General features: G+C 53.3%; 12 protein-coding genes. 5 read left to right on the forward strand and 7 right to left on the reverse strand.

Annotation, left to right across the window (positions count from 1 at the left end; all coding sequences use genetic code 11):
* Positions 1-108 precede the first annotated feature (108 nt).
* Positions 109-720 carry a hypothetical protein gene (locus HOLDEFILI_RS11965; protein WP_006059980.1) on the forward strand — a complete coding sequence of 204 codons (612 nt, stop codon included), beginning with the start codon at positions 109-111 and terminating at the stop codon, positions 718-720.
* A gap of 86 nt (positions 721-806) precedes the next feature.
* Here the strand turns inward: HOLDEFILI_RS11965 and HOLDEFILI_RS11970 are convergent, their stop codons facing one another.
* Positions 807-1,007: a cold-shock protein gene (locus tag HOLDEFILI_RS11970; protein WP_006059981.1), complete on the reverse strand. Its 201-nt coding sequence runs from the start codon at positions 1,005-1,007 to the stop codon at positions 807-809.
* Between the two features lie 438 nt (positions 1,008-1,445).
* Here HOLDEFILI_RS11970 and HOLDEFILI_RS11975 point away from each other — a divergent pair, with 438 nt between their 5' ends.
* Complete coding sequence (locus HOLDEFILI_RS11975; RefSeq protein WP_006059983.1) at positions 1,446-2,639, forward strand: FprA family A-type flavoprotein; 1,194 nt, start codon at positions 1,446-1,448, stop codon at positions 2,637-2,639.
* Between the two features lie 222 nt (positions 2,640-2,861).
* On the opposite strand, the gene HOLDEFILI_RS11980 is transcribed toward HOLDEFILI_RS11975, so the two are convergent.
* The 6 genes from HOLDEFILI_RS11980 to HOLDEFILI_RS12005 all read right to left on the reverse strand — a co-directional run bounded on the left by HOLDEFILI_RS11980 (position 2,862) and on the right by HOLDEFILI_RS12005 (position 11,022).
* Positions 2,862-4,652, reverse strand: a complete 1,791-nt coding sequence (locus HOLDEFILI_RS11980; RefSeq protein WP_006059984.1) for an FAD-dependent oxidoreductase — start codon at positions 4,650-4,652, stop codon at positions 2,862-2,864.
* A gap of 102 nt (positions 4,653-4,754) precedes the next feature.
* Positions 4,755-5,312, reverse strand: coding sequence for an FAD-binding protein (locus tag HOLDEFILI_RS20380; protein ID WP_279625256.1), 558 nt, complete (start codon positions 5,310-5,312; stop codon positions 4,755-4,757).
* Entirely contained in the window at positions 5,197-6,474 is a 1,278-nt protein-coding gene (locus HOLDEFILI_RS11990) for an FAD-dependent oxidoreductase (protein WP_006059986.1), read from the reverse strand. The genes HOLDEFILI_RS20380 and HOLDEFILI_RS11990 overlap by 116 nt, the downstream gene beginning before the upstream one ends.
* Positions 6,471-7,751, reverse strand: coding sequence for an extracellular solute-binding protein (locus HOLDEFILI_RS11995; RefSeq protein WP_006059987.1), 1,281 nt, complete (start codon positions 7,749-7,751; stop codon positions 6,471-6,473). Before HOLDEFILI_RS11995 ends, HOLDEFILI_RS11990 begins: the two co-directional genes overlap by 4 nt.
* Positions 7,748-9,514, reverse strand: a complete 1,767-nt coding sequence (locus HOLDEFILI_RS12000; RefSeq protein ID WP_006059988.1) for a sensor histidine kinase — start codon at positions 9,512-9,514, stop codon at positions 7,748-7,750. Before HOLDEFILI_RS12000 ends, HOLDEFILI_RS11995 begins: the two co-directional genes overlap by 4 nt.
* Positions 9,511-11,022, reverse strand: a complete 1,512-nt coding sequence (locus HOLDEFILI_RS12005; protein ID WP_039864913.1) for a response regulator — start codon at positions 11,020-11,022, stop codon at positions 9,511-9,513. Before HOLDEFILI_RS12005 ends, HOLDEFILI_RS12000 begins: the two co-directional genes overlap by 4 nt.
* A gap of 324 nt (positions 11,023-11,346) precedes the next feature.
* On the opposite strand from HOLDEFILI_RS12005, the gene HOLDEFILI_RS12010 reads away from it, so the two are divergent.
* The 3 genes from HOLDEFILI_RS12010 to HOLDEFILI_RS12020 are packed head-to-tail and all read left to right on the forward strand — an operon-like array spanning position 11,347 to position 14,065.
* Entirely contained in the window at positions 11,347-12,351 is a 1,005-nt protein-coding gene (locus HOLDEFILI_RS12010; protein WP_006059990.1) for an ABC transporter permease, read from the forward strand.
* Positions 12,348-13,319, forward strand: coding sequence for an iron chelate uptake ABC transporter family permease subunit (locus HOLDEFILI_RS12015; protein WP_006059991.1), 972 nt, complete (start codon positions 12,348-12,350; stop codon positions 13,317-13,319). The genes HOLDEFILI_RS12010 and HOLDEFILI_RS12015 overlap by 4 nt, the downstream gene beginning before the upstream one ends.
* Positions 13,313-14,065, forward strand: coding sequence for an iron ABC transporter ATP-binding protein (locus HOLDEFILI_RS12020; RefSeq protein WP_006059992.1), 753 nt, complete (start codon positions 13,313-13,315; stop codon positions 14,063-14,065). Before HOLDEFILI_RS12015 ends, HOLDEFILI_RS12020 begins: the two co-directional genes overlap by 7 nt.
* The last annotated feature ends 93 nt before the right edge of the window (positions 14,066-14,158 follow it).

A 14,158-nucleotide genomic window follows, 5' to 3' on the forward strand; every position in this document is an offset into this window, starting at 1 on the left:
GTTTCCGGAAAAACTACCTGTCTGGGTTTTCGTGCGGTTCATCGCAGATCGCATTCATAATCAGGATATTCAGGGCATACACTGAAAACAGAATCGGAGGGTACCGCCATGAAAATCAGAATTCTGCAATGCGATCCGGTTGACCCGCAGGCCGAGGATCAGGTTCACCGGATCCGGCATCAGACGGGCGATCTCGTCATTGAATACATCCAACTCGTAGATGCAGCACGCCGCCCCGAAAAATGGGATCAAACTATTCTCTGTTCCTCAACCGCTGTCGATCCGCAGCTGGCTGCCGCTTTTACCGAACCGGTCCTGGTCCTGAGTCCCAAACCATGCAGAGCGATTCCGTCCTGGCAAATCCGCCGGGGATTGATCGAGCCATGGAACGGAGAGTGGCTGGTGAAGATGATCAGTCAGCTCGTTCATCAGGGACAGCCGCTCGATCGCAGTCAGACCCTGGACTTTGTCAAAGTGAAGAAGGAACGGAAGATCAGCGCTGAACTCGACCACCTGTTAAAAGGCGTTAAAACCAAGGACTATCCGTCCGCGGTGTGGCTGTTTATTCAGGATCGTCAGAACGACGCTATGGAACAGGACGCGGAAGAACCGCCGTTTCCCGTTGCCTGTTACTGGATGAAACAAAAAGCGGACATGAACGTCGCCTGTCTGGTCTATCCGCCCATGCCTTTAACGGACAAAGCGCCTGGGGAGAAATAAATTATAGTCTGACCGGTTTTCACAAGAAGAAAGATAAGAAAAAGCACTCGGATGAGTGCTTTTGCGCGTCCTGGAATGGAAAACGATTAGAGCTTGCAGACATTGGCCGCCTGTTCGCCGCGGTCGCTCTGCACGACTTCAAAGCTGACCGCTTCGCCGTCGTCTAACGTTTTAAAGCCGTCTGTCTGAATCGCGGAATAATGAACGAAGACGTCTTTTCCTTCATCCGTTGTAATGAAACCGTAGCCTTTTTCAGCGTTAAACCATTTGACTTTTCCTGTAACCATGAGCTGTCCTCCTATGCCACTATAATAAAAGACACATGAGCTTGGGTAGTAACTATCCTTTCGTCATGTGAAATTATAGTTATAGCCTAAAAAATCTATTTACAATATAGCACGATTCTCCGACAGAATCAATCCGGATTTCATAATAAACTTCGCCGAAATTGTCAATATTTGTTCGAAATCGAAGCATTCATGAAGAAATTCAGAATTATAAACCGACAGTGTTAAAGTCAGAGAACCGTGTTTTTCAAAGTGTTGCCGCGGCGTATTCCCTGATGCCGTGGAAGTCTGACTCACCTTTGCCCGTAAACCAAAAATTTCCTGATTTTGAGCATTCTGATAGAAATTTGTTCAGAATTTGACTATGATGGTCAGGAATAAAAGATTTTTGTTAATTTCCCGGATTTTGGGAAACAATGAATGAAGGAGTGATGCAAGATGGCAATCCATCAACAATTAACGAACGACCTGACCTGGGTGGGTGTCCAGGATCCGCAGCTGAAGGTCTTTGATATTATCATGGAAACAGAATATGGAACGACCTACAATGCTTATCTGTTAAAAGGCTTGGAAAAAACCGCGCTGATCGAAACGGTCAAGCTGCCGTTTTTTGACGAATTTCGAAAGCGTATCGAAGCGGTGCTGCCGATCACGCAGATTGATTATTTGATCGTCAATCACACAGAGCCGGATCATGCGGGTTCGATTGCCAGGCTGTTGGAAATCAATCCGGACCTGACAGTGGTCGGCAGTCCGGCGGCGCTGCAGTTCTTAAAGGAAATCGTAAATCAGGATTTCCGTTCGCTGATTGCGAAAGAAGGCATGACGCTGGACCTGGGCGGAAAGACGCTGCAGTTGATCATGGCGCCGAATCTGCATTGGCCGGATACGATGTACACGCTGGCGCAGGAAGACGGGATTTTGTTTACCTGCGATTCCTTCGGTGCGCACTATGCCTTTGAAGGGCTGCGCGTGAGCGAGGTCAAGGATCACGAAGCGTATCAGAGCGCATTAAAATACTATTACGATCACATTCTAAAGCCGTTCCGTCCATTTATGCGGAAAGCGCTGGACAAGGTTGAAGGTCTGGATGTGAAGATGATTTGTCCGGGACACGGACCGGTGCTGGATTGCGGGTTGGATGGGATAATAGAGCAATATCGCCAATGGAACGTTGAGCCGCAATTAGAAAATAAGCTGATTCTGGCGTATGTCAGTGCTTACGGCTACACAGAGCAGCTGGCCCAGGCCATTGCCCGTGGGATTGAAAGCGCCGGCTGGCAGGCAGAATTGGTAGAACTCACGCAGACGCCAGTTGCGGAAGTGGTGGAAAAACTGGAACAGGCCCGGGGATTTCTGCTGGGATCGCCGACGATCCTGGCGGAAGCGCTGCCGCCGGTCTGGATGCTTCTTTCCTATTTGAATCCAGTTGTGCATGGCGGAAAATACGCCGCAGTTTTCGGCAGCTATGGCTGGAGCGGGGAAGCCTTCGCGCATTTGGAAGAACGGTTAAAGCAGCTGCGGATTACGGTTATGCCTGCTTTGAAAGTCCGGTTTAAGCCGTCGCCGGCGCAGCTTGCGGAAGCGGAACAGGCGGGCCGCCGCTGGGTGGAACAAATCACCGGGGAATAAGCTGGATTCCTTCAGCCGGTAAGCCATCTTTCTGTCATTAAAGAAATCCGCTTTCTTTTGGATTCGATTCAAGATCAACAGTGAAATAACAAAACAGACGGTCGCCGCCGCAGCGGAAATCGTCTGTTTTGTTTGGGGGGAGATTGTTTTGGATCTTCGCGATCCAACTTCAGGTTAACGCTTTACAGTAAGGGAGTTTAAAACGGAAGGGAATCGCGTTGTTTATTGCTTTAACGCATTCTTGACCGCTTCGCGCAGGCCGTTGCTGGAATTGGTTGCGCCTGCGACGGCGTCAATTTCCAGATTCTGCGTTTTGATCAGTTCCGGAATGAACTGTTCTTCCGCTCCGGCATAGATGTTTGGGGTTTCCGCCTGTTCCAGGACCTGGATCTCCGTGATGCTTCCGTCTTTGACTGTGACTTCTACTTTGATCGGACCGTTGTTGCCCTGGCCTTCACCGGTAAACGTGCCGTCCGTGAAATTGCCTTTGGCGGTTTCCGCGTTATTTTCCTGCGGAGTATCGCGGTCAAACGGAACATGTTCAGTCAGTCCCTGGCGATCTTTAATGTATTCGATCGCATTGCGGGCAGAGACACGTCCGAAGACGACCGCTTCGCCCAGGCCGACAGAATAATAAGCACCCTGAACATTGCCGATGACTTCGCCTGCCGCGTACAGGCCTTTGATCGGCTTGCCTTCCTTATTGATAACGCGGCCGGTAGTATCCGCCAGGACGCCGCCTAAAGTATCCATGACGCCCGGTGTTAAGGTGACGGCATAGTAAGGACCTGATTTGTAGGTATCCGCCAGTTTGACAACTTCTTCGTTGCCGATGTTGTCTGTCTTTAAGCCGTTCATGGTCGCCAGGAAGGTTTCCTGATCGACGCCCAGCTTTTCCGCCAGTTCTTCCAGCGTATCCGCCTTGATGACGGTGCCGCTGTTGTCGATGCCGGTCATGCGGTATTCATCGAAGAAATCTTTTTCCTCAATTGCCATGAACGTCTGGTAAATCGTTTCGTTGTAAACGCCGAAGCATTCCGCGTCGGTTTGCTTCAGGATATCCTCGGTAATCCGACGGTCGGAGCTGGCTTCGCTGTATTCATTAGTGAAACGCTTGCCTTCCTTATTGATGAAGACGACGCCGTTGTTTTTAATCGGCAGCTGCATCTGGATGGAGAACGGAGCGACTGCGCAGGACAGCTGGATCAGATCCATGTTGCGAAGTTCTGCGCCCAGCTTTTCCGCCATCACGATGCCGTCGCCCATATTTCCCTGGCTTGGCGCTAAATGAATATGGGCCAGACCTGGATTATCGTATTTCGCGATCATTTCCGGGTTGCTTTCAAAACCGCCGGTTGCCAGAATGACAGCCTGAGCGTCAATGGTATATTCGCCGTTGGCATCTTTGACCTGAACGCCGCTGACCCGTCCGCTTTCATCGGCGATCAGATCGACGGCCGGACTGTTGTAGCGGATTTCAATGCCGTTTTTCTCCGCCTGTTCCTTTAAGACCTTGACTAATTCAACGCCCGGGATTGTGCCGTCGGTCGGGCAGTGCAGGTCGGCATAGCGGATCTTTCCCCATTCGGATCCGAAGCCGTCCAGCCATTCGATAACCTTCGGCGTTTCCATCGCGATGATGCCGGCCATGTCGACATCCGCAAAACCTGCGCCGTTTTTGACGATTTTGTCTACTAACATCACCGGGGTTTCTTCTTTCCCCTGTTCATCCATGAAGCGGGAGTTCGTGCAGTTGAAGCCGCCGAACGCCATCGTTGTGCTGCCGCCCGCAAAGGACATTTTTTCTAAAACCAGGATGTTGTCAGCGCCTTGTTCGTGCGCTTCCACGGCCGCGGCCAGACCGGCGCCGCCGGCGCCGACGATGACGATGTCAAATTGTTCGTTGCCGGATTCCGGTTGGGTTTCCGGTGTTTTTTCGGCGGGCGTGCTCGCGCAGCCGCCTAAGCCCACAGTCAGGCATAAGCCAAGAATCAGGGCAAGGTATTTCTTCATTTCTCTTTCCTCCTTGAATAAGGAAATTATAAAAAAATCACAAACGGGGGTCGAGCGAAAAACCGGACATTCTGTTCAAGTTTCAGATATCCGGATCCGGATTTAATTCCGGGCAGCTTCAGTTCCCGCGATCCGGCCGAAAACAATGCAGTCCGGGAATGAATTGCCGCCTAAACGGTTGGCGCCATGAATTCCGCCGGTGACTTCGCCCGCGGCGAAGAGATGAGGAATCGGCTGCTTCTGCGAATTCAGCACTTGCGTCCTTTCATTGATTTCCACCCCGCCCAGCGTATGATGCACGGTGACGGTTTTTGCGGTAGCGTAGAAAGGGGGATGATCGATTTTGTTGATCAGCGTTTTGCGGTGGAACCGGGGATCGTTCTGCGCCTCGACGCTGCGGTTATAGTCGGCAATTGCCGTATTCAATAAAACCGGATCCAGATCCAACAGGCGGGCCAGCTCGTCCAGACTGTCCGCTTTGACAACCTGCCCCATCAGCACCAGTCCTTCCAGGAAGTCACGGTCTTCCTGCAATGTGGAAAAATCATCGTCGGCGATCGAATACACAAAACCATGTTCCTGGCTGCGGATCGCTTCGGCCAGCTCGTCGCGGCCGGCGTCTTCGCGGATAAAGCGGTCGCCCTGCGTGTTGACGAGAATGCCGTGGTTGATCGCGTTGGGAATGGAATTGTGCAGTCCTCCCGTCATAAATATCGGCCATCGGATACAACTCAATGTATTCCATATTTATTAAGGAAGCACCAACGGCCTCCGCCATGACGATCCCCTCACCGAGCGTTCCCGGAGCATTGCTGCAAAGCAAGTCGCCGGTTAAGCTCTGGTCATAGTGCATCCGCATCTCCACGTTATAGCCGAAACCGCCGGTCGCCAGAATCACACCCCGGCGCGCCTCGAACTGAATCGTCTGGCGTTCATGCGCCGCCGCCACGCCGAGAATTGCGCCGGAGTCGTCCTGAAGCAGGGCTTCCGCCTTCGTATTGAGATAGAGATCGACGCCTTCCCGGGCGCAGGCGTCGCCGAGCACCTGAATGAAATCCGTTCCGTTATGCGCTTTGGAGTAATGTCCGCGGGCATGTTCGCCGCCCAGACAGTTGTCGATCACCGTGTCGATCTGCAGCCCCAGCTCCTGCAGGAAAGCTAATCCTTCATCGGCTTGGGAAGTCAGGATCCGCACGAGTTCCGGCTTGGCCTTCTGATGCCCGCCGTTGTAGGTTTCTTCAAAAAACAGTTGTTCGCTGTCCGCAATGTTGAGCGGACGCTGAAGCGCGTCGTCGACGCAGTTATACATCGCCGTGGCCCGGATCGTATTGCCGCCCAGACTGCCGGTTTTCTCCAGTACTGCGACCGACGCACCCTGCTGAGCTGCGCTCACCGCGGCCGTCAGCCCGGCTCCGCCCCCGCCGATCACAACGACATCGTAGGTTTTAAGCGGTTCTTCCTGCTTGGCCGGTGTTTCCGGGAGCGGCCGGAAACATTGTTCATCGGTAAAGCCCTGACGTTTCAGAAGTCGTTCAATCCCGCGGCGCAGAGCCTGACAGGATTCGGTCGCTCCGGCGACGGCGTCGATCTGCAGGGTTTGATATTCCAGCACCTGAGCGATGAATTCCGCAAAGGCCGGATCGGCAATTTCCGCGGTATCTTCATGAGAAAGAACGCGGAGTTCAGTAATTCGCTGATTCTGACTGCGGACTTCGATTTCCATGGGCCCCAGATAACCTTCGATTTGACAGCGGGTTGAGGAAGCGGCGCAGCCACTGATCAGCGTCAGGCTGAGCCAGGCCAGAATGATTTTTATTTTCATGCGGATTCCTCCTGATAATCGGGCAGCCGCTGACGCAGCTTTTGTAAAAACAAGGCGTAAGCTTCCTCGCCGTTCATTTCCGGCGTCCCCATCATTGTCCGTACGGTCTGCAGATAGACTTCCTTTAACAGCGCTTCATTTTCACCGGCGGGCCGGGTCTGGACTTCGGGAAAAATCTGATCGAAATACATCTTGCCGATGTTCTGGCCGGCGAAATCCTCCATGATCAGATCCTGATATCCTTCCTCAGCATAGGCCGGACTGTAGCTGATGAGCGTGCCGGTGCCATGATTCTTCGCATAAGCCGCACCCGAAGGCGAAAGCAGCACAGCCTGAATAAAGTTCCAGGCAGCTTCGGCATGGCGGCTGGTCTTGGGGATCGCCCAGACCGTGCCGCCCCAGGCATAACTGCCGCTGGGCGCCCGGGTGAACCCCCAGGATTGACCGGTATGGAAAATGCCCATCGACATTAACCAGAGCGAGCAGGGATAAAAGAAGACCTGATCTGTTTCCAGCGAATTCATCCACTGCGGCGAATATTGTTGATAGGACAAAGCTAACCCGGCCTCCTGCAGCGCGTCCAGAATCTGGAAAGCGTTAAGGAAGCGGTAGGGCTGTAGCAGCGTATTATTTTGAAGGTAAGGCGTGCGGGACTGACCAAACAACATCACCGCGGCGTCTTCCAGGGAAGCGAACATCGCCTTCTCCGGGAACTGCTTCCGGAACTTCAATCCCTTGCTGATGACATCGGCCCAGCTGCTGAAGACGATGCCGACCTGAACCGGATCTTCGGTTTGTAAGAAAGCCTGGGCAATGGCGCGGTTGTAGGCGATGCCGCTGGCAGACAGTGTCGCCGGCACGGCCCATAGATGCCCCTGAGCATTCTCAAACTGGGCCAGCCGGAACTCTAGCACCTGATCGCGGGGTAGAGAATAAGGCGCTTCCTCCAGATCGAGAAACAGCTCAGACCCATCGATCCCATCCAGCGTTTCACTTTCCAGAATACAGATGTCCGGCAGCGGCTGATTGAGCGCCAGCGCCAGTTTGAATCGCTGCAGCATTTCGCTTTTTTCTACTACGGTGTAGTTAAGCGTGATCTCAGGATGCGCTTTTTGGTATTCAGCGAAGGCGTCGGGGAGAAAATCATCCCAGCCCCAGACAGTGAGCACTTCCTGCGGCGGATTTGCCGGCGCGGCCGGCGGCGCTGAAAACGCGGCGGACAGAAAGAGCGCGAGGGCCAGTGTTAAAACGACCAAGCTGAGGCGGTAAAATTTCATGAGGTGCTTCCTCCTTTCGGCACCAGCGGCAGATCGAAGAGAAAGGCCGTCCCTTTTCCAAGTTCGCTCTGTACTTTCAGATGGACGGGATGACCATAAAGAAATTCCAGCCGTTCGCAGACGTTGACCAGCGCGATCGAATGCACGCTGTTTTTCTCTGCCTGACGGTGGGCGCTAAGCGCTTCCGCTCCCTGTTCGATGAGCGCTGCCAGTTCCGGACGCAGACCGACGCCGTCGTCGCGGACCTCAACATGCAGCTGATCCTGCCGCCGATGAATGGAAAGCGTCAGCTGTCCGGGCCCATCCTTGGGAATGATCCCGTGGAAAATCGCATTTTCAACAAGCGGCTGAAGGATATTCTTGGCGATCAGCTGTTCCTCCAAGCCGGGCTCAATATCGTAGACGACGCTGAATTTCTGCTTATAGCGGTAATTTTGAATTGTGACATACGCTTCGATCACGGAACGTTCGCGGGCGATCGTATCCATCAACAGATCTTCATGCACCGCCATTCCATCCTGTAAAATCAAGATCAAAGCCCGTACCATGTCGACAACCTCCTGATTTCCGCCCCGGCGGGCCATCACGATCACGGAATTTAACGTATTATAGATGAAATGAGGATGAATCTTCGAGATCATCATGTCGAATTTTAACTTCTTGCGGATTTTTTCATCTTCCACTGCCTGATCCAGCAGCTGATGAATCCGGACAACCATCGTATTGAACGTATCGCCCAGCACTTCCAGCTCATCGTGGCTATGGATGTCAATCTGCGTTGTCAGATCGCCGGATGCAAATTGATTCAAGCCGTCGGTCAGCGTGGTTAACGGGGCGGTGAACTGTTTGACGATGCGCGAAAGAATCAGTAAAAACAACAGGAAGATCAGCAAGGAAAACAAGATAAAAAAGACGATCAGAAAGGAAGCCCGGCCGCGCAGCGCGGCATGCGGCCGGTAGGAAAGCAGCGTATAGGGCGTGCCCTCGACCGGACTGGTCAGGTAGTATCCGCTTCGGACCGGCTGGACGGCGGCGCTTGAAATGGCATTGATGGCGTCCAGTCGTTGTTCGTTGATTCCGGAAGGGGAGGGAATCAGAACGGTTTGTCCCTGCATCAGCGTCATCTCCTGCTGAGGCAGATTCCAGGCTGCGATCCGGGATTCTAACTGCCGCAGGTCCAGCAGAATCCACAGCTCGCCAATTTTCTGCTGAGGATGGGCGAGATCGGAAATCGGCGTATGATAAGCGGCCAGCCAGAGGGAATCGACGCCGGAATGAACTTGGAAGGCTTCCGTGAATCCAGCCGGACGTATTTCATCCGGCGGCGTTTTCAGTGCGTCAAAGGTTTGATCGAGCGGATAGAGATTCCATAGAACCTGATCCTCACGCAGAATCAGCGCACTGTGAAGCAGATCCTGAACCGACAGATAGCGGGTTAGCAGCTCGGCGGCTTCCTCGCGTTGGAAATAGTCGGGATCTTCGGTATGGCAGAATTGCTGAAGCTGGGGGTCAGCCAGAAGATTCCGCGTGATGATCATCAGTTCCTGCACGGAGCTTTCCAGCTGCTGGGCGTTTTGCCGGAGCACCTGAGCGTCTTTTTTCAGGTTTTCCTGGGTCAGGATGTGCGCGAAATAATGATAGGAAACGAAGCTGGTTACGCTTGTCATGACCAGCACCAGCGCCCCCAGCGCCGCGGCCAGCTTGACGGAGAGCCGGGGCGGAAGCAGCGAAGCAAGCCGCCTGCGGAGAATTAAGGGCCTCATGCGTAAGGCTCCTTCAGTATATCGCTGGGATAAACGTGGTATTTCTTATAGAAGACGATCGCGAAATACTGGCTGGAATGGAATCCGCATCGCTGCGCGACCTCATAGATTTTCAGATCGTTTTGCTTGAGCAGCCGCATCGCTTTCTGCAGCCGCAGCTCCAGCAGCGTCTGCGCCAACGTCTGACCGGTTTCTTTTTTCAGCAGCTTGCTTAAATATTCCCGGTTCATCTGCAGCGTCTGCGAGAGATCGTCGAGTACGTTTTCATCGGCGCAGTGTTCCTGTAAATAGTTCAGCATGAAACTGGTTTTGCGGCTGGTCTGCGCCTGAGTTTCTAAAGCTGGCAGCCAACGATGCACAAACGCGTTCAGCTCCTGAAAGGTACTGATCGTTTTCCATTGGGAAAAATTGTCGTCAGCGAGAACGGCAGCCGGCAGCATTTTCTGCAGCTTCTGCAGCATCAGCTTGATCGCTAACAAGACCTGCGGCAGCGGCGGCCGATGCTGCGCGAGTGCGTCGAGAAACGCGGAAAGCACCGGACGCAGTGCAGCGAGGGTGTCGGTCTGGGTCAGCCGCACTTCCCAATCCGCGCTGTCAAAAGGATCAAAAGCCGGACATTCATGGAGTAAGGTAATCCGGCCGGGGGCAAAGTAGAACAGCTGCGTCTGCCGCTGGTTCATCAGACGATACAGCCGGCGCAGTTCCTGGCGGTCGGGGGCGATGGGACTGACAAAGAATCCGGCTGGAGTGAGTTTGTTTTCTAACGCTTCACGCAGCGCGGTGCAGAATTCATAAGGTACGCTGTCTCCCGGCTGGTCTGCTTCCACGGCAAACCACAATTCCTGTGCGGATTGAGGAAAGACCAGAAAGGAAGTGGTTTTGCGCAGCGGAAGCAAAGCTTGCTGGACGGAAGCTAAAAAAACGTCTGTAGACAGCGTGTCCGCAGGATGACTCAATTCGTCCAGTGAAGGCAGATGCCGCAGGCAGACCAGACCGATTCCCTTGTGGGAAGCAAACGGTTCGGACGCGGAGTCCAATGCGCCTTCGTCGTTGCCCCAAAGCAGCTGGCGGAAGCGGGTTTGTTCATCCAGATAGCTGGCGGCCTTGCGCTGCCTACGCTGTTCGCACATTCCGCGCAGATTTTCAAGCAGCACCTCGGCGGTCAGCTCATGCTTGAGGATGTAATTGTAGACACCCAGCGAGACCGCTTCCCGCGCGTAATCAAAGCGTGAAAAAGCGGTCAGCAGCAGCGTCTGCACCTGCGGATCGATCTGGCGCAGCCGGCGGATAAAATCCAGTCCGTTTAACCGCGGCATCTCGATATCGACGAAGACCAGATCCGCCGGGGTCCGGGCTAGCTGTGCTAACGCCTGTTCCCCATTGCCGGCGGTTCCGATGATTTCAAAACCTTCCGCTTCCCAGGCGATTAATTCCCGCAGATCATCCAGAACCAGAAGATCGTCGTCGACCAGGAAAACACGGCATAAAGAAGACTCGGATTGATTCATAGCACCCCTCTTTTTCTCTCGTTGATTCCAGTGTATCATAGTTCAGGAATTCAGGCAAAATGAGAACCTGGCTGTCTTGACAAAACAAGCTGGCTGAAAACCATCCAGGGAAGAAGGAAAAATCACTGACTTTCGTTTCTTAACAATATATACCAGCGAAGCAGAAAGGAGAGGACTTGCTTTTTTCCAGAGTGCATGGTAAACTTAACGAGCTTAAAGTTAGGCCAAGCTAACTTAAACAGAAAGAATCGATCCGACGTCGACTCTTTTCTTTTTCAATCAAAGTTAGTTTAAACTAACAACTATTTCTGAAAGGAGATCGCTATGTTCCAACGAGTTAGAAGTACGCTGCTTCTGGCGGCAGTTCTGGTTCTCTGTTCCGTGCTTTCACTGTTTATCGGTGTGGTCAATTTCAGCGTGTCAGATGTGCTGAACGGAAACTGGGAAGCGCTGGAAATTCTGGTGCTGTCCCGCTTGCCCCGGCTGTTGGCAATTTTATGCACCGGAATGGGCATGAGCGTCGCGGGCCTGATCATGCAGCAGCTGTGTATGAATAAATTTGTTTCGCCTACGACCGGCGCAACGATTTCCTCTGCTCAGCTGGGAATTCTGTTCGCTTTTCTGTTCATGCCCGGCTCGACGCTGTGGGTGCGCGCGGGTTTTGCCTTCGTCAGCGCGATTGCGGGAACCTGGATCTTTGTGGCGTTTATTCAGCGGATTCAGTTCAAGGACGTCGTGATGGTGCCGTTAGTCGGCATTATGTTCGGCAATGTGATCGGCGGAATCACGAACTATCTGGCGTATAAATATGAGATGACGCAGGCGCTCTCCTCGTGGCTGGTCGGACACTTTTCTCTGGTGATGAAGGGCCGCTATGAGCTGGTCATTCTGGTTGTGCCGTTAGTTCTCGCGGCGTTTCTGTTTGCCAATCATTTCAATATCGTCGGTATGGGCAAGGATTTCTCGAAGAACCTCGGCGTGCCTTATAACGCTGTGTTGTTTCTGGGACTGACGATCGCCGCAATGATCACCGCCAGTATCGTCGTCGTGGCCGGCAGTATTTCCTACATCGGACTGATTGTTCCCAATCTGGTGACGATGTTCAAGGGCGACAAGCTGCGCGGGACTTTGGCCGATACCGCGCTGTTCGGGGCGTTGTTTGTCCTGGTCTGCGACATGCTCGGCCGGGTGGTCATCGCTCCGTATGAGCTGCCGATCGAGCTGATCGTCGGGATTCTGGGCAGTCTGATCTTCATCGGTCTGCTCTGGATGCGGCTCAACGGGAAAGCCCGTATCGTCAGAAAACCGGAAGGAGGCTGCAGGGGATGAAACGCCAAGATGTCAATCAAATAAAAGCAGCGATTCTGATCACACTGGCCATTCTGGCGGTGATCGGTTATCTGACGTTCAATGTCAATCCGAAATATGTCGAATTCGCGATGCGCCTGCGCGTGCCGAAATTGTTAGTCATGCTCGTGACAGCTTTCTGTATCGGCGGCGCGTCGATTGTCTTTCAAACCTTGATTCAGAACACGATTGTGACACCCTGCCTGCTGGGGATGAACTCACTTTATGCCCTGATCCATACCGCGGTGGTGTTCTTTCTCGGTTCCGGCAGTTTGATCGCCCGACATCCGCAACTATCATTCCTCGTCGATCTGACGATCATGGGAGCGGCGGCGATCCTGATTTACGGGACGTTATTTAAAAAGATGAAGTATCAGATTCTCTATGTGCTGCTGGCGGGCACGGTCATGTCGACGTTTTTCTCCAGCATGCAGACGACGCTGATCCGGATCATGGATCCCAACGAATACGACGCGCTGTTAGGCTCGCTGGTCGCCAGTTTTTCCAACGTCAATTCCAGTTTGCTGGCGATCTCGGCCGTGTTGATCGGCTTGGTGATCTTCGCGCTGCGGAAAGAGCTGAAGCTGCTCGATGTGATCGCGCTGGGCAAGAATCAGGCGATAAATCTGGGTGTGGACGTGGATAAGACAATCCGCCGGTTATTGCTGGGCGTGACGGTGCTGATCGCGATCGCCACGGCACTGGTCGGTCCGATTTCCTTTTTGGGCTTGATCATCGCGAATCTGTCGCGGCAGTTGTTTAAGACGTACAAGCACACCTGGCTGATCTTCGGCTCGGCGGTGCTGGGAATGATCGTTCTGGTCGGAGGACAGCTGGTGGTCGAGCATGGCTTTTCTTACAGCATTCCGATCAGCGTGCTGATCACGATCGGCGGCGGTTTGTATTTCCTGATTTTATTATTCGGCAAAGGGAGGCAGCGGATATGTTAATTCAGCAACTGACAAAACACTACGGCGCTAAGCGCGTTGTCGACGAAGTCAGTTTCGAGATTCCCAAGGGCAAGGTTCTGTCCCTGATTGGGCCCAATGGCGCAGGCAAGTCGACGGTGATGGGGATGATTTCCCGGCTGGTCGCCAAGGATGCGGGGCTGGTGCATTTTGAAGGCAAGGATCTGGCGCAATGGAACAGCCGCGACTTGTCCAAGCGGCTGGCGATTCTGACGCAGTCCAACAACATTCAGATGAAGCTCACGGTGCGCGAACTGGTCAGCTTTGGCCGTTTCCCTTATAGCCAGGGGCGGCTGCAGGAAGAAGACCGGCAGAAAGTGGACGAAGCGCTGGCCTACATGGAGCTGGAAGTCATCGCCGATCAATTTATCGACGAGCTGTCCGGCGGGCAGCGGCAGCGGGCGATGATCGCGATGGTGATTGCTCAGGATACCGATTATATCCTGTTGGACGAACCAACGAACAACCTCGACATCTACCATGCGTCGAACATGATGAAAATTGTGCGGCGACTGTGCGATGAATTGGGAAAAACGGTGATTCTGGTCCTGCATGAAATCAACTATGCGGCGTTTTATTCGGATTATATCTGCGCGTTTGTGAATGGCAGAGTTGCGCAATTTGGAACCGTTGAGGACGTGATCAGCAAGGAAAACCTTTCGGCGATCTACGGCGTGGACTTTGAGATCCAACAGGTCGCGGGCCGGCCGTTGTCAATCTATTATTAAAGACCTGATTCGCAGGAAGGTCAGAGAAAAGTTGCCGCCTGACTTTGAATGAAGGACAGTTGGCGGGGAAGTTCCCGCCTGAAACACCCGATC

The sequence above is a fragment of the Holdemania filiformis DSM 12042 genome (genome assembly GCF_000157995.1).
GTDB classification, from domain to species: Bacteria; Bacillota_I; Bacilli_A; order Erysipelotrichales; family Erysipelotrichaceae; genus Holdemania; species Holdemania filiformis.